At 72.3% G+C, this 14,394-nt stretch carries 13 protein-coding genes; 5 read left to right on the top strand and 8 right to left on the bottom strand.

Annotation, left to right across the window (positions count from 1 at the left end):
- Window positions 1-815: 815 nt before the first annotated feature.
- From rocD to ACH5AC_RS27710, 3 genes are all read right to left on the bottom strand, one after another.
- Window positions 816-2,042 (bottom strand): ornithine--oxo-acid transaminase, encoded by a 1,227-nt coding sequence (gene rocD, locus ACH5AC_RS27720; protein WP_398864899.1) that lies wholly within the window; start codon window positions 2,040-2,042, stop codon window positions 816-818.
- The gene (ddaH, locus tag ACH5AC_RS27715; RefSeq protein ID WP_398864898.1) at window positions 2,042-2,851 is read right to left on the bottom strand and encodes a dimethylargininase; all 810 of its coding nucleotides are present in this window, start codon (window positions 2,849-2,851) and stop codon (window positions 2,042-2,044) included. Before ddaH ends, rocD begins: the two co-directional genes overlap by 1 nt.
- Window positions 2,852-2,990: 139 nt before the next feature.
- Complete coding sequence (locus ACH5AC_RS27710; RefSeq protein ID WP_398864897.1) at window positions 2,991-3,482, bottom strand: Lrp/AsnC family transcriptional regulator; 492 nt, start codon at window positions 3,480-3,482, stop codon at window positions 2,991-2,993.
- A 77-nt stretch (window positions 3,483-3,559) separates the two neighbouring features.
- On the opposite strand from ACH5AC_RS27710, the gene ACH5AC_RS27705 reads away from it, so the two are divergent.
- From ACH5AC_RS27705 to ACH5AC_RS27690, 4 genes are all read left to right on the top strand, one after another.
- Window positions 3,560-4,327, top strand: a complete 768-nt coding sequence (locus tag ACH5AC_RS27705) for a LytR/AlgR family response regulator transcription factor (RefSeq protein ID WP_398864896.1) — start codon at window positions 3,560-3,562, stop codon at window positions 4,325-4,327.
- A gap of 2 nt (window positions 4,328-4,329) precedes the next feature.
- Window positions 4,330-4,698, top strand: a complete 369-nt coding sequence (locus ACH5AC_RS27700; protein WP_398865046.1) for a hypothetical protein — start codon at window positions 4,330-4,332, stop codon at window positions 4,696-4,698.
- Complete coding sequence (locus tag ACH5AC_RS27695) at window positions 4,695-6,443, top strand: cation acetate symporter (RefSeq protein ID WP_398864895.1); 1,749 nt, start codon at window positions 4,695-4,697, stop codon at window positions 6,441-6,443. Before ACH5AC_RS27700 ends, ACH5AC_RS27695 begins: the two co-directional genes overlap by 4 nt.
- A 247-nt stretch (window positions 6,444-6,690) precedes the next feature.
- Window positions 6,691-7,896, top strand: a complete 1,206-nt coding sequence (locus ACH5AC_RS27690) for a sensor histidine kinase (RefSeq protein WP_398864894.1) — start codon at window positions 6,691-6,693, stop codon at window positions 7,894-7,896.
- An 18-nt stretch (window positions 7,897-7,914) separates the two neighbouring features.
- Here the strand turns inward: ACH5AC_RS27690 and ACH5AC_RS27685 are convergent, their stop codons facing one another.
- The 5 genes from ACH5AC_RS27685 to ACH5AC_RS27665 form a co-directional block, all read right to left on the bottom strand.
- A complete protein-coding gene (locus ACH5AC_RS27685) occupies window positions 7,915-8,085 on the bottom strand; it encodes a hypothetical protein (protein ID WP_398864893.1) in 171 nt (56 codons plus the stop codon).
- 1,327 nt (window positions 8,086-9,412) lie between these two features.
- Window positions 9,413-10,363, bottom strand: coding sequence for a cytochrome c oxidase assembly protein (locus ACH5AC_RS27680; RefSeq protein ID WP_398864892.1), 951 nt, complete (start codon window positions 10,361-10,363; stop codon window positions 9,413-9,415).
- 117 nt (window positions 10,364-10,480) lie between these two features.
- Entirely contained in the window at window positions 10,481-11,506 is a 1,026-nt protein-coding gene (locus ACH5AC_RS27675) for a 6-phosphofructokinase (protein WP_398864891.1), read from the bottom strand.
- 193 nt (window positions 11,507-11,699) lie between these two features.
- Window positions 11,700-12,431, bottom strand: a complete 732-nt coding sequence (locus tag ACH5AC_RS27670; RefSeq protein WP_398864890.1) for a type 1 glutamine amidotransferase — start codon at window positions 12,429-12,431, stop codon at window positions 11,700-11,702.
- 16 nt (window positions 12,432-12,447) lie between these two features.
- Window positions 12,448-13,686, bottom strand: a complete 1,239-nt coding sequence (locus tag ACH5AC_RS27665; RefSeq protein WP_398864889.1) for a MurT ligase domain-containing protein — start codon at window positions 13,684-13,686, stop codon at window positions 12,448-12,450.
- Between the two features lie 151 nt (window positions 13,687-13,837).
- Here ACH5AC_RS27665 and def point away from each other — a divergent pair, with 151 nt between their 5' ends.
- Window positions 13,838-14,377 (top strand): peptide deformylase, encoded by a 540-nt coding sequence (gene def, locus ACH5AC_RS27660; RefSeq protein WP_398864888.1) that lies wholly within the window; start codon window positions 13,838-13,840, stop codon window positions 14,375-14,377.
- Window positions 14,378-14,394: the final 17 nt, after the last annotated feature.

Here is a 14,394-nt window from a genome sequence, read left to right as displayed (position 1 = left end):
GGTGGGCGGACCGGCGCCCGGCAGTGTCGGCGTTGGCGTCTGGCCTGGGCCTACCCGGCCGACAGGCAGGCAGCCGCCGGCAGCGTGGGCGCCGGCGTTTGCCCTCGGCCTACCCAGCCTGCGCGTCGCGCCTGGGGTGTCGACCGGCGTGTACGTGCGAGGCGTGTGCTGGGCGTGGGACCCGTGGGCGGGTCGGCGCCCGGCGGCGTGGGCGTCGGCGTCCGGCCCCGGCCTGTCGTTTGGCGGCGTGGGCGCGGGGGCCCGTTCCCGTCCTACCGGCTGGCGGCGTGGGCGCCTATGTCTGCCGCCGACCCGCCGGTCGGCGGCTCGTCGCTCGGGTGTCGACCGGCGGGTACCCGAGAGGCGCCCACCCGGGCGAGGGACCCGGTCGGCGGCTCGGGCCGGTATGGATCAGGGAGCCTCCGCCGCTCACCTTGTCGGACATGGTGACGGCCGACCGGTAGCGGACCCGGCTCCCCTTGCTTGCGACCGCTGCCGGCGGTGACCACGGGTTCAAGCCTGGGGGAGCCGTTCCAGCGCTTGGCGGACCGCTCAGGTCGCCTTGCGCCGGCGGTGGGCGGACCCGTTCACGCCCCTTCCGTTGTGGGGCGGACCGCTCAGGTCGCCTTGCGGCGGTGGTGGGCGGACTCGTTCATGCCCCTTCCGTCGTGGGGCGGACCGCTCAGGTCGCCTTGCGGCGGTGGTGGGCGGACTCGTTCATGCCCCTTCCGTCGTGGGGCGGACCGCTCAGGTCGCCCTGCGTCGGCGGTGGGCGGACCCGCTCACGCCCCCTCCGCCGACGCTCGGCGACCCGCTCACGCCCCTTCCGTCAGCACCCTCTCCAGTGCGTCCAGCGCGGATGCCAGCTCGTCCGAGGTGATGGTCAGGGGTGGGGCCAGGCGGATTGTCGAGCCGTGGGTGTCCTTGACGAGGATGCCCTCGCGCATCAGGCGTTCGCTGATCTCGCGGCCCGTGCCGATGGCGGGGTCGATGTCGACGCCCGCCCACAGGCCGCGCGCGCGGAAGCCGACGACGCCCTTGCCGACGAGCGCGGCCAGTCCGCCCCGCAGCACCACGCCCAGCTCGGCCGCCCGGCGCTGGTACTCCCCGCTCTCCAGCAGCTCCACCACCGCCATGCCGACGGCCGCCGCCAGCGGGTTGCCGCCGAACGTCGAGCCGTGCTCGCCCGGATGCAGCACCTGGAGCACCTCACGCCGGGCCACCACCGCCGACACCGGCACGATGCCCCCGCCCAGCGCCTTGCCGAGCAGCACGACGTCAGGGACCACGCCCTCGTGCTCGACGGCCAGCGTCCGGCCCGTACGGCCCAGCCCCGACTGGATCTCGTCCGCGATGAGGAGGCAGTTCGCCCGGCGGGTCAGCTCCCGCACCCCGGCGAGATAGCCCTCGTCCGGGATGATCACTCCGGCCTCGCCCTGGATCGGCTCGATCAGCACCGCCGCGGTGGTCTCGTCGACCGCCGCCTCCAGCGCGGCCAGGTCGTTGTACGGCACGATCCGGAAGCCCGGGGTGAAGGGCCCGAAGCCCGCCCGGGCCGTCTCGTCCGTGGAGAAGCTCACGATCGTCGTCGTACGGCCGTGGAAGTTCTCCGCGGCGACCACGATCGTCGCCTGGTCGGCGGGGACGCCCTTCACGTCGTACGCCCACTTGCGGGCCACCTTGATGCCGCTCTCCACCGCCTCCGCGCCGGTGTTCATCGGCAGCATCATGTCCATGCCGGTCAGTCGCACCAGCCGCTCCGCGAAGAGGGCGAGCTGGTCGTTGTGGAAGGCCCGCGAGGTGAGCGTGAGCCGGTCCAGCTGGCGGTGCGCCGCCTCGATCAGCGCGGGGTGGCGGTGGCCGAAGTTCAGGGCCGAGTAACCGGCCAGCATGTCCAGGTAGCGACGGCCCTCGACGTCCTCCACCCAGGCGCCCTCGGCACGGGAGACGACGACCGGCAGCGGATGGTAGTTGTGCGCGAGCACGGGCCCCTCGGCCTCGATCAGCTCGGCGGAGGAACGGGTGGTGACGAGAGCGGTCATCAGCGGATCTCCTGGGTGCAGCACTTGATGCCGCCGCCTGCCTTGTGGAACTCCGACAGGTCGACGGGGACGGGGACGTAGCCGTGCTCGGCGACACGCGCGGCGAGCGCCTCGGCCTGCGGCGCGATGAAGACATGCCGGCCGTCGGAGACGGAGTTCAGGCCGAAGGCCATCGCGTCCTCACGGGTGGCCAGCACCGCGTCCGGGTAGAGCCGGGCCAGCACCTCGCGACTGCCCGCCGAGAACGCCTCCGGGTAGTACGCGATGTTGTCGTCGTCGAGGACGAACAGCGCCGTGTCGAGGTGGTAGAAGTACGGGTCCACCAGCGTCAGGCTGATCACCGGATGCCCGAAGAACTCCTGCGCCTCCCGGTGCGCCTCCCGGGTGGTACGGAAACCCGTGCCGGCCAGGACATAGCGCCCCGTCCAGACCAGGTCGCCCTCGCCCTCGCACACCGACTCCGGGCGGTGCACGGCGTATCCGGCGGACTTGAACCAGGTGTCGTAGTGCAGGGACTCGGGGCGCCGCTCGGGCGCGTGGAAGAGGGAGCCGAAGACCCGGCCGTCGACGACGACCGCCGAGTTCGCGGCGAAGACCATGTCCGGGAGCCCGGGTACCGGCTCCACGGTGTCCACGGCATGGCCATGGGCGCGGTAGGCGCTGATCAGCGCCCGCCACTGCTCCTGCGCCAGGTCGACGTCGACCTGGGTGTCGGGCTGCATCCAGGGGTTGATCGCGTACTGCACGGCGAAGTGTCTGGGTTCACAGACGAGAAAGCGCCGAAGGCGCGGCACACGGCTGTCGATCACAGAGGGGTTCCTCCGCTGGTCCTTCCGCTTGTTTCCGCGGTGTCGACTGAGGGTTGACACCACGGTAGAAAGTGACAGAACCGGGCGACAAGAAACGAAAGCTGCGTGTCCGCGCAGCAACGCTGCGTCTTCAGCCCGCTCAGCGCACGTCTGGTGCGGGCTGGCTGGCCCCCGCCTCCGGACTCTCCGGCAGCAGATGCGACAGCACCATCACACTGATCGTCTTCCGGATGAACGGCTCGGCACGGATCCGCTCCAGCACCTCCTCGAAGTGCTCCACGTCCCGCGCCCGCACATGCAGCAACGCGTCCGCCCCGCCCGTCACCGTCATCGCCGCGATGATCTCCGGATGGTTGCGCACCACCTCCGCGAGGCGCCGGGGCGGAGCCGCGCCCTCGCAGTACACCTCGACGTACGCCTCCGTGCGCCAGCCCAGCGCCGACGGCTTCACCGTCGCCGTGAACCCGGTGATCACCCCGTTCTCCCGCAGCCGGTCCACCCGCCGCTTCACGGCCGTCGACGACAGTCCGATCGCCGTGCCGATCTCGGCGAAGCTCGTCCTGGCGTTCGCCATCAGAGCCGTGATGATCTTCCGATCGAGCTCGTCGAACGAGGGGGCGCTGCTGCTCATGCGGGCACTGTATCCAGCGGGAACAGCGACGTACCGCACATGTGCACCCGCACGGTTCGCCCCTACACTCCAGCTTCATGCTGCGCGCCCTCGCCGTCGACGACGAACGCCCCTCGCTGGAGGAACTCCTCTACCTGCTGACCGCGGACCCGCGGATCGGCGCGGTCGAGGGTGCCGGCGACGCGACCGAGGCGCTGCGCCGCATCAACCGCGCCCTGGCGTCCGGCCCCGACGGCCCGGACGCCCTCGACGTGGTCTTCCTCGACATCCAGATGCCCGGCCTGGACGGCCTCGACCTGGCCCGGCTGCTGACCGGCTTCGCCCAGCCGCCGCTCGTCGTGTTCGTCACCGCCCACGAGGACTTCGCCGTCCAGGCGTTCGACCTCAAGGCCGTCGACTACGTCCTCAAGCCCGTCCGCAAGGAGCGCCTCGCCGAGGCGGTGCGGCGCGTCGCCGAGCTGCGCGCCGCCGCCGGACGTGGCACCGTCCCGCCGCGCATCCCCGTGCACGAGCCCGACCCCGACCACATACCCGTCGAGCTGGGCGGCGTGACCCGCTTCGTCGCCGTCGACGACATCACCCACGTCGAGGCCCAGGGCGACTACGCACGGCTGCACACCGACAAGGGCAGCCACCTCGTCCGCATTCCCCTGTCCACCCTGGAGGACCGCTGGCGCGCCCGCGGCTTCGTCCGCATCCACCGCCGCCACCTCGTCGCCCTGCGCCACATCGACGAGCTGCGCCTGGACGCGGGTACGGTCAGCGTCCTGATCGGCGGCGAGGAACTCCAGGTCAGCCGCCGCCACGCCCGCGAACTGCGGGACCTGCTGATGAGGAGGACATGACGATGCCGCAGGACCCCGGCGCCCCCGCCGAACGCCGCGTCGTCGTCACCGGCCCGCCCCGCCGCACCCGCCGCGCCTCCGGCCACAACCGCCCGCGCACCGAGATCGACGAGCAGACCACCCTCGGCCACACCTACGTCCGCTCCCTCATGCGCACCCAGCTGCGCGCCGGACTCACCGTGTTCGCCGTCCTCGCCCTGCTCATCGGCCCCCTGCCGCTCGTCTTCGCCGCGATGCCCCAGGCCCGCCGCCTGGAGTGGGCGGTCCTCGGCTTCGGCCTGTACACGCCCCTGGTCCTGCTCGCCCGCTGGTACGTGCGCCGCGCCGAACGCAACGAACGGGACTTCGTGCACCTGGTCGAAGACCGATGAACTCCGCCTACGCCGTCCCCGCCGTAGCGCTCGTCGTCGTGGCCACCGTCCTCGTCGGCGCCTTCGGCCTGCGCATCTCCCGCACCACCTCCGACTTCTACGTCGCCTCCCGCACCGTCGGCCCCCGCCTGAACGCGGCCGCCATCAGCGGCGAGTACCTCTCCGCCGCCTCCTTCCTCGGCATCGCCGGACTCGTCCTCGTCCAGGGCCCCGACATGCTCTGGTACCCGGTCGGCTACACCGCCGGATACCTCGTCCTGCTGCTGTTCGTCGCCGCCCCGCTGCGCCGCTCCGGCGCCTACACCCTCCCCGACTTCGCCGAGGCCCGCCTCGCCTCCCGGCCCGTGCGGCGGCTCGCGGGGGCCTTCGTCGTCGGCGTCGGCTGGCTCTACCTGCTGCCGCAGCTCCAGGGCGCCGGGCTCACCCTGACCGTCCTCACCGGCGCGCCCGACTCCCTCGGCGGGGTGATCGTCGCCGTCGTCGTCACCGTGACCGTCGCCGCCGGCGGCATGCGCAGCATCACCTTCGTCCAGGCGTTCCAGTACTGGCTGAAACTCACCGCCCTGCTCGTCCCCGCACTCTTCCTGGTCCTCGCCTGGCAGGCCGACGGCGCGCCCCGCCGCGCCTTCGAGGAACCGCCCGCCTTCCGCGAACAGCGCACCGTACGCGTCGACGACACGCTCGACCTCAAGCTGGAGGCGCCCCTGACCGTGACGGTGACCGGCACCGTCGACGGCCTGCGGCACACCGGCAGCGAGCTCCGGCTGCCCCCGGGCACCCACCGCGTCGACCAGGGCACCCGGCTGACCTTCCCCGAGGGCAGTGCCGTCCCCGCCGCCGACCGCGGCAGCAACGGCGGCATGTCCACCTCGCTCGCCGCCGGCCGCGAGGAACGCCCGCTGTACGCGACGTACGGACTGATCCTCGCCACCTTCTTCGGCACCATGGGCCTGCCCCACGTCGTCGTCCGCTTCTACACCAGCCCGCACGGCGTCGCCGCCCGCCGCACCACGGTCGCCGTACTGGCCCTGATCGGCGCCTTCTACCTCCTCCCGCCCGTCTACGGCGCCCTCGGCCGCCTGTACGCCCCCGAACTCGCCCTCACCGGCGACGCCGACGCGGCCGTACTGCTGCTGCCCGACCGGGTGATCGGCGGACTCGGCGGCGACCTGCTCGGCGCGCTGGTGGCGGGCGGCGCCTTCGCCGCGTTCCTCTCCACGGCGTCCGGCCTGACCATGGCCGTCGCGGGCGTGCTCACCCAGGACGTGCTGCCCGCACGCGGCGTACGCCACTTCCGGCTGGGCACCGGGCTCTCCATGGTCGTACCGCTCGCCGCGAGCCTGCTGGTCGGCGGACTCCCCGTCGCCGACGCGGTCGGGCTCGCCTTCGCGGTGTCCGCGTCCTCCTTCTGCCCCCTGCTCGTCCTCGGCATCTGGTGGCGGCGGCTCACCCCGCCCGGCGCGGCCGCCGGGATGCTCGTCGGCGGCGGCTCGGCGTTCGTCGCGGTCGCCGCGACCATGGCGGGCTTCCCCGGCACCGGCGGACTGCACGCCATGCTCGCCTGGCCGGCCCTGTGGTCGGTTCCGCTGGGCTTCCTCACCATGATCCTGGTGTCCCTGGCCACCCCCGGCCGCGTCCCGGCCGGCACGGCGGCCATCCTGGCCCGCTTCCACCTGCCCGAGTCGCTCCGCACACCGGCCTACCTCCCACCGGAGGAGCCGCAGACGACGGAGGCACGGGCATGAGGCGGCGGACGGCTGGCCGGGCGGGGGAGGTCGTGGCTGTGGGGTGGTGGGTGGCTGGGCGAGTGCGGGAGGTCGGGGGCCTGGGGTGGCGTTCGGGTGGCCGGGCACAGCAGGCCACGGCCATGAGGCGGCGGGTGGCTGGGCGAGTGCGGGAGGCCGTGGCATTGAGGTGGCGTTCGGGTGGCCGGGTGCGGGAGGTCGGGGCGATGAGGTGGCGTTCGGTTCGTGCGGCGATGGGGGCGCGGTCATGAGCGGCTTCCTGGCCGGGTTCCTCGTGGCCATCCTCCCCCTGCTGGCCGCCGGGTTCTGGCTCGGCCGGCGCACCGCACGTCCCGAGAACCTCGGGGGCCTCGGCACGCCCGTCGAGCACGCCACCTTCCAGACCCTGCACACCGCCTCCCTCGCCGCGCCCCCGCTGCGGGCCGGTCTCACCGAGGAGACCGCCCGCAAGTCGGCCCGCAGGCTGCGCTCCCTGCTCGGCACGGACGCCCTGTGCCTCACCGACGAGAAGCGCGTACTGGCCTGGGACGGTGTGGGCGCCCACCACCGCGCCGAGATCATGGAACGGCTCTCCGGTGCCCTGGAGACCGGCCGCGGCGAGGCGTTCCGGATCGAGTGCGAGACACCCGACTGCCCGGTCCGCTGGGCCGTGGTCGCCCCGCTCACCGTCGACGACCGCGTCCACGGCGCGCTCGTCGCCTGCGCGCCCCGCGAGTCCGCCGTACTGGTCCGCGCCGCGGGCGAGGTGGCCCGCTGGGTGTCGGTCCAGCTGGAACTCGCCGACCTCGACGACTCCCGCACCCGCCTCATCGAGGCTGAGATCAAGGCCCTGCGCGCCCAGATCAGCCCGCACTTCATCTTCAACTCGCTCGCCGTGATCGCGTCGTTCGTCCGCACCGACCCCGAGCGGGCCCGCGAACTCCTCCTGGAATTCGCCGATTTCACCCGCTACTCCTTCCGCAGGCACGGCGACTTCACCACCCTCGCGGACGAACTCCACGCCATCGACCACTACTTGGCCCTGGTCCGCGCCCGCTTCGGCGACCGCCTCGCCGTCACCCTGCAGATCGCCCCCGAGGTCCTCCCCGTGGCGCTGCCGTTCCTGTGCCTCCAGCCGCTCGTCGAGAACGCCGTGAAGCACGGTCTGGAGGGCAAGGCCGACCGGTGCCACATCCAGATCACCGCGCAGGACGCCGGTGCCGAGGCCGTCGTGACCATCGAGGACGACGGCGTCGGCATGGACCCCGGGCTGCTGCGCCGCATCCTGGCCGGGGAGGTCAGCCCATCCGGCGGCATAGGGCTGTCCAACGTCGACGACCGGCTCCGCCAGGTGTACGGCGACGACCACGGCCTCGTCATCGAGACGGCCCCCGGGGCGGGCATGAAGATCACCGCCCGGCTGCCGAAGTACCAGCCGGGCGTGCACTCGGCGACCGGGCTCGGAGCCGACTGAGCCCGGTCGCCCGGAGGCTCAGCTACCGCGCGTCATGACCAGTGCCAGTGTGACCAGCCCCAGCACGACCCAGCCGAACCACAGCCAGCCGTTGCTGCCGAGCGCCACCGTGTAGGCGGTCACCACGACCAGACCGCCGACGGTGAGCACCCCCATCGTCCGTGTGGAACCGTCCGTCGAACCGGGCATCGCGACACCCTCCTCGGGACACCCTCCTCAGGGTGCGGTTCCCTCCATGGTGCCTCTGTTCTGCTTCCGCACGGTCCGGACGACGCGATGCGTTCCGGACTTCCCCGCACCCTGGCCGGTCCACACGCCCCGGCCGAAGCCGGGAAACCGAAGGGCACCGGACCCGACGCGGCCGGGTCGGGTCCCGGCGGTCGGACGGGAACCGAGCACCGAGGGAGGCGGCCCCGGCCCAGGAACGCCCCGGCCGACCGGGAGGACCGCCCTCGGAAGCCTGTAGCCGCCGGAGCGGGTGCGAACAGGGCCGTACCGCCGTGTCCCCCGGCGGGGCGAAACCGGACGGTCCCGTGCCGCCCGAGGCCGCGGCGGCCCGCTCCATGGCGACCGCGACCATGTCTCCGACCGGGCTCGCCCCCATGACTCGGCCGCTTGTGCGCGGCATCACGCTCCCGGCCAGGACCGCCTCCGCCCTGTCCACGTCGGGCCGGGCCGCCGGTGGCGGGGCGAGCGGACGATTCGTGGCCCGCTGGGGTGCTCGTTCTCCTGCGGTGCCGACCGGCCCGTACCTGAGTGGCTCGGTCGCCCATGTGTGGCGTCAGGATCCTGGCCGGGCCGCCTCCGCCCTGGTCGCGTCCGGCCGGGCGCCGCTGGTGGGCGGGGTGAGCGGACGATTCGTGGCCCGCTGGGGCGCCGGTTCACCTGCGGTGCCGACCGGCCGGTACTTGAGTGGCTCGGGCGCTTGTGTGTGGCGTCAGGATCGTGGCCAGGGTCGCCTGCGCGCTGGCTGCGTTGGGTTGGGCCGCTGGTGGGCGGGGCGGGTGGGCGATTCGTGGCCTGCTGGGGTGCCGGTTCTCCTGCGGTGCCGACCGGCCCGTACCTGAGTGGCTCGGTCGCTTGTGTGTGGCGTCAGGATCCTGGCCGCGCCACCTCCGCCCTGGTCGCGTCCGGCCGGGCGCCGCTGGTGGGCGGGCTGAGCGGACGATTCGTGGTCCGCTGGGGTGCCGGTTCTCCTGCGGTGCCGACCGGCCCGTACCTGAGTGGCTCGGTCGCTTGTGCGTGGCGTCAGGATCGTGGCCAGGGTCGCCTGCGCGCTGGCTGCGTTGGGTTGGGCCGCTGGTGGGCGGGGCGGGCGACTCGGGGTGCGCTCGGGCCCAGACCTCCGGCGGTGCCCAGCAGCCCGGACCCCAGGGTGTACCGCGTCTCACCGGTGTCCGGCCGCCGCGCGATCCGGGGCCGGTAGGGCGGGGCGGGGCGCATCGCGATACCGTCCGAGCGGTCGTAACCCTCCCGCCGGGGATCGCGATCGTCGCGCGCCAGGCTGGAAAGGCTTTCAGCCCTGGCGTGTGTTCAGTGAGGCCAGATAGGCGTTGTACGCCTGGAGCTCCTTGTCGCCGTCCCGATCGGCGGCCCGGTCCTTGCGCTTGGCCTGGCGCTGTTCCGAGCGATACCACTGGAACAGCAGCGCGATCAGGACGAGCACGGACGGAATCTCACTGAACGCCCAGGCGATACCGCCGGCCACGCTCTGGTCGGAGAGCGGGTCGACGCCGAGCGAGGCGGGCGGGTTCCGGAAGGTGTCCACCATGGTCGTCGACGCCATCATCAGCGCGATACCGAAGAACGCGTGGAACGGCATCCCGGCGAACAGCTCCAGCATCCGCATCAGATACCCGGGCCGGTGCGGCCCCGGGTCCACGCCCATGATCGGCCAGAAGAACACCATGCCGACCGCGAAGAAGTGCACCATCATCGCGATGTGCCCGGTCTTCGACCCCATCAGGAAGTCGAACAGCGGCGTGAAGTACAGCGCGTACAGGCTCGCGATGAACATCGGGATCGTGAACAACGGATGGGTGATGACCCGCATGTACCGGCTGTGCAGCAGCATCAGCAGCAGCTCGCGCGGCCCCTTGCGGCCCTTGCCGGCCACCGGCAGCGCACGCAGCGCAAGGGTGACCGGGGCGCCGAGCAGCACCAGGATCGGCGACAGCATGCTGATCACCATGTGCTGCACCATGTGCACGCTGAACATCACCATGCCGTAGTCGTTCAGCTTGGTGCACATCACCAGCCCGACGGTCAGCACACCCCCGACGAACGCCACCGTCCGCCCCACCGGCCACGCGTCCCCGCGCCGCCGCAGCCGTACGACCCCCCACACATACAGCGCGAGCGCCAGCAGACAGGCGACCAGAAAAAAGGGGTCCGCCGACCACTGAAGCCCCCGCCCCAGCGTGAAGGGCGGCAGCTCCATGTCCATGCCGTGCCCACTGTGATCCATCGGCCGGCTCCTGCTTTCGTGGGGGTTGCGCTCAATCTGTCCAGAACAGACTAGAACTGCCCCCGGCCGAGCCTTCGACCGGGGGCGACCACAACGAACCCCGCACCCGCCGGACGGCTAGAGCACGCACTCGGCCTCGGCGTACCGCTCAGCCGGCACCGTCTTCAGCGTCTCCACCGCCTCGGCCAGCGACACCATCACGATGTCCGTCCCCCGAAGGGCCGTCATCATCCCGAACTCCCCCCGATGCACGGCCTCCACCGCATGCCACCCGAACCGAGTGGCCAGCACCCGGTCATAAGCGGTCGGCGTCCCACCCCGCTGCACATGTCCGAGGATCACCGGCCGCGCTTCCTTCCCGAGCCGCTCCTCCAGCTCGACGGAGAGCTGCCGAGCGATCCCCGCGAACCGCTCATGCCCGTAGACGTCCTTGCCGCCCTCGTCGAACGCCATGGTGCCGGGCCTCGGCTTGGCGCCCTCCGCCGCCACCACGATCGCGAACCGCTTCCCCGCCTCGAACCGCGCGCCGACCACCCGGGTCAGCTCCTCGATGTCGAACGGCCGCTCCGGTACGACGACGGCGTGCGCGCCGGCCGCCATCCCGGAGTGCAGCGCTATCCAGCCGGTGTGCCGCCCCATGACCTCCACGACCAGTACCCGCTGATGGGACTCGGCGGTGGTCTTCAGCCGGTCGAGCGCGTCGGTCGCGACCCCGACGGCCGTGTCGAAGCCGAAGGTGACGTCGGTGACCGCGATGTCGTTGTCGATGGTCTTCGGCACGCCCACGACGGGCAGGCCCGCGTCCGACATCAGCCGGGCCGCCTTCAGCGTGCCCTCACCGCCGATCGGAATGATCGCGTCGAGGCCGAGCTCCTCGACATGGCCCCGGGCGCGCTCCACCCCGTCGCGCAGATGCGAGGGCTGGACCCGGGAGGAGCCGAGGATGGTGCCGCCGCGGGCGAGGATGCCGCCCACCGCGTCCAGGTCGAGCTTGAGGTAGTCGCACTCCAGGAGGCCCTTCCAGCCGTCCCGGAAGCCGATGACCTCGTCGCCGTGGTCGGCGACGGCACGGTGCACGACGGACCGGATGACGGCGTTCAGGCCGGGGCAGTCGCCGCCGGAGGTGAGGACACCAATGCGCATAGCCCGAAACAACCTTTTCCATTGGGGCGCGGGGACCGGACCCCGTCGTCCGGCACGAATCCCCGCCACCCTAGCGGCAGGAGGGGGCGGGGCCGTACCGTGCGTCCGCCTGCTGGACGGCCCCGCTCACCTGCGCGGATGGACCGTCAGACGGGCTGCTGACGCTGCCCTGAAAATCAGTTGAACGCCCGGCTCACGCGGGCTGCTGCTGTGCCGCCGAGATGCGCTCGGCCCGCAGCGCGTCGTACCAGCGGTCGTCGGTGGGCGGCAGCGCGTTCACATCGAGCGCCAGCTTCAGCAGCAGGTCCGCGATGAGCGGGTTGCGGGCCAGTACCGGGCCGTGCATGTACGTACCGAAGACCGTGTCGTTGTACGCGCCTTCGGTGCCGTCGCCGGTGCCGTTGCCCTTGCCGAGGCGGACCTGGGCGAACGGGCGGGCGGTGGGGCCGAGGTGGGTGACGCCCTGGTGGTTCTCGAACCCGGTCAGCTGGGGCAGGCCCAGGCGCGGGTCGATGTCGGCGAGGACGTCGCCGACGCACCGCTCGCCCTCGCCGCGCACCGTGGTGACGTCGAGCAGGCCGAGGCCCGGCTGGCGCTGGCCGACGTCGTTGACGAACTCGTGGCCGAGGATCTGGTAGCCCGCGCAGACCGCGAACACGATCGCGCCGTTGTTCACCGCCTGGTACAGGTGCCCGTCACGGCGCAGCCGCTCCGCCGCGAGCCGCTGCGGCCGGTCCTCGCCGCCGCCGATGAGGTAGATGTCACCGGAGGTCGGGATCGGCTGGTCGCTGCGCACGTCGAGGCGGGCCACGTCGAGGCCGCGCTGCCGCGCCCGGCGCTCCACGACCAGGACGTTGCCCTGGTCGCCGTAGGTGCTGAGCAGGTCCGGGTAGACCCAGACGACCCGCAGTTGGTTGTCGCTCACGAAAGTCCCCTGTGTGTCAGTTGCCGACCCGGCGGCGCAGGTCCTGGAAGGCGGTGTAGTTCGCGATGACCTCGATCCGGCCGGGCGGGGCCATCTGCACGGCCTGGTCGACGCTGTCGCACACCTGGAAGTGCTGGTTGGCGACCTCCAGACGCACCGCGAGGTCCAGCTTCCGGTCGCCGATGACGAAGATCGGGTGGCCGGTCAGCCGCGTGTAGTCCACGTCCCACAGCCAGGAGGTGTCGGTGCCGTCAGCTCCGCGGGCGTTGACGGAAAGGATCACCGGGGTGGGCGGCGGGTCGATCAGGCTGAACGTTTCGAGCCAGCCGGCGGGGTTCTTCGCGAGCAGCAGCCGCAGGTCGCGCTGCATGAACTGGACGACGTCGTAGCGCCCGGCGACCGCCTGCACCTGGTACATCCGCTCCAGCGCCACCTGCGGCGGCACCCCGAACACGGCGGCGACGGCCGCCGAGGAGGCCGCGTTGGCCTTGTTGGCACGGCCCGGCAGCTGCAGGTGGATCGGCCAGGCGGACCCGTGCGGGTCGAGGACGTGGTCACCGGAGAGCGCCCAGCTCGGCGTCGGCCGGCGGAAGCCGCAGTCGCCGCAGAACCAGTCGTCGCCGGGCCGCTGCATGACGCCGCCGCAGGACGGGCAGGACCACGCGTCGTCCTTCCACATCTGCCCGGCGGCGACCCACACCACGTTGGGGGAGGAGGAGGCTGCCCACACGACCAGCGGGTCGTCGGCGTTGGCGACGATGACGGCCTTGGACCCGGCGAGCCCCTCACGCCAGTTCTCGGCGAGCATCCGGGTCTCGGCGGCGCGGTCGAGCTGGTCGCGGGAGAGGTTGAGCAGCGCGATGCACTTCGGGGCGGTGTCCCGGGCCACCCCGGCGAGGTACTTCTCGTCGACCTCGATGACGCCGTACCGGGCGTCCGAGCCGCCCGCCAGGGCCGAGGTGATACCGGCCGGCATGTTGGCGCCGAGGGCGTTGGACACGACAGGTCCGGCGGCGCGCAGCGCCTCCGCGATGAGCCGGGTGGTGGTGGTCTTGCCGTTGGTCGCGGAGACCAGGATCACGTCCAGGTTCTGGGCGAGCCGGGCGAGGAGGTCGGGATCGAGTTTGAGTGCCACCCGGCCGCCGATCACCGATCCGCTGCCGCGTCCGGCGGCGCGGGATGCCGCAGCGACCGCCTTGCCCGCGGTCACGGCCAGCTTGGCCCGCGGCGTCAGCGGGTCCGAGTTGCCTGCCATCAGTTCTCGATCCTCCTTGCGTTCGCGCCGCGCCTGAAGCCTGACGGCACCGTGGTGGGTGGTCAGCCTATCGAGATCCATTCGCACTCCCGAATCCCGGCCCACGCGTGCGCGGCGGGGCGTGGGCAGAGAGGACCGTACCCTTGCGGCCATGCGACACGGCTCGATCCCGGGCGCCCGCGGGCGCGTCCGGCCCCTCACCCTGCTCGGCAGCCCGGTGCTGCACGAGCCCTGCAAGGATGTCACGGACTTCGGCCCGGAACTGGCCGCGCTCGTGGAGGATTTGTTCGCGACGATGTACGCGGCGCGCGGCGTGGGCCTCGCCGCCAACCAAGTGGGGGAGCCGCTGCGGGTCTTCGTCTACGACTGCCCCGACGACGAGGACGTCCGCCACCTCGGCCATGTCGTGAACCCGCGCCTGGTGGAGGCGGACGGAGTGGTGATCCGCGGCCCCGAGGGCTGCCTCTCCCTGCCGGGTCTGGAGGCGGGCACCGAGCGCTACGACCATGCGGTGGTCGAGGGCTTCACGGTGACGGGGGAGCCGGTGACCGTGCACGGGACGGGGTTCTTCGCGAGGTGCCTGCAACATGAGGTGGACCACTTGGAGGGCCGGGTCTACGTGGATCACCTCACGGGGTGGCGTAAGCGGAGGGTGTTGCGGCGGGCCGCGCGAGCGCCGTGGGGGCGATGAGTTTTCGCGGGTGCGGG

Source organism: Streptomyces sp. NPDC018693 (genome assembly GCF_044391385.1).
Taxonomy (GTDB): Bacteria; Actinomycetota; Actinomycetes; order Streptomycetales; family Streptomycetaceae; genus Streptomyces.
Note: the sequence above shows the minus strand (reverse complement) of the source record. Positions and strands in the feature narration are given on the sequence as shown.

Excerpts from the sequence above, each read along its gene's own strand:
- rocD (WP_398864899.1), bottom strand. The coding sequence starts at position 2,042 with ATGACCGCTCTCGTCACCACCCGTTCCTCCGCCGAGCTGATCGAGGCC.
- ACH5AC_RS27710 (WP_398864897.1), bottom strand. The coding sequence starts at position 3,482 with ATGAGCAGCAGCGCCCCCTCGTTCGACGAGCTCGATCGGAAGATCATC.
- ACH5AC_RS27705 (WP_398864896.1), top strand. The coding sequence starts at position 3,560 with ATGCTGCGCGCCCTCGCCGTCGACGACGAACGCCCCTCGCTGGAGGAA.
- ACH5AC_RS27700 (WP_398865046.1), top strand. The coding sequence starts at position 4,330 with ATGCCGCAGGACCCCGGCGCCCCCGCCGAACGCCGCGTCGTCGTCACC.
- ACH5AC_RS27695 (WP_398864895.1), top strand. The coding sequence starts at position 4,695 with ATGAACTCCGCCTACGCCGTCCCCGCCGTAGCGCTCGTCGTCGTGGCC.
- ACH5AC_RS27690 (WP_398864894.1), top strand. The coding sequence starts at position 6,691 with ATGAGCGGCTTCCTGGCCGGGTTCCTCGTGGCCATCCTCCCCCTGCTG.
- ACH5AC_RS27685 (WP_398864893.1), bottom strand. The coding sequence starts at position 8,085 with ATGCCCGGTTCGACGGACGGTTCCACACGGACGATGGGGGTGCTCACC.
- ACH5AC_RS27680 (WP_398864892.1), bottom strand. The coding sequence starts at position 10,363 with ATGGATCACAGTGGGCACGGCATGGACATGGAGCTGCCGCCCTTCACG.
- ACH5AC_RS27675 (WP_398864891.1), bottom strand. The coding sequence starts at position 11,506 with ATGCGCATTGGTGTCCTCACCTCCGGCGGCGACTGCCCCGGCCTGAAC.
- ACH5AC_RS27665 (WP_398864889.1), bottom strand. The coding sequence starts at position 13,686 with ATGGCAGGCAACTCGGACCCGCTGACGCCGCGGGCCAAGCTGGCCGTG.
- def (WP_398864888.1), top strand. The coding sequence starts at position 13,838 with ATGCGACACGGCTCGATCCCGGGCGCCCGCGGGCGCGTCCGGCCCCTC.